Consider the following 487-nt stretch of genomic DNA (forward strand, 5'->3'; position numbering starts at 1 on the left):
ATATTAGCAGGTAGAAGTTATCCTGCTTTATTAAATACACATACACAAGTTAGTGGGAATTTTACAGTTACAGGCTCAAAAAATTCTTTACAAAAAACTAAGAATTTTGGAGAGAGATTAATAAACGCATATGAAACAGCAGAGTATTATTTTGGAGATATAGGTTCTGGAGTTATTAATAGTGATGGTGAATGTGTAGTTTATATAGATGAAATATTACAAGAGTGCATTAATACAGATTGTGAATACCATGTGTTTACACAGGTATATAATGGTTCTATAAGTAGAATAGAGAGATTTAATAATTATTTTATAGTACATGGTCAATATGGAACAGAATTTTCTTGGGAACTAAAAGCTAAAAGAAAAGGCTATGAAAATGTAAGGTTAGATGTACCCGATACTGGTATAGTAGAAGATATACCAGTTTTTACAGAGGAAGATTTAGAAGTTAAAACAGTAGAAGATACACTTCTAGATGTTCTTA

Annotated in this window: 1 pseudogene; it reads left to right on the plus strand. The window is 29.6% G+C overall.

Going from position 1 to position 487, the window contains the following annotated elements:
- A pseudogene (locus ACQPUY_RS17780) lies at positions 1-487 on the plus strand (phage tail spike protein); the annotation flags it as partial.

Source organism: Clostridium nigeriense, assembly GCF_050585245.1.
Taxonomy (GTDB): Bacteria; Bacillota; Clostridia; order Clostridiales; family Clostridiaceae; genus Clostridium; species Clostridium nigeriense_A.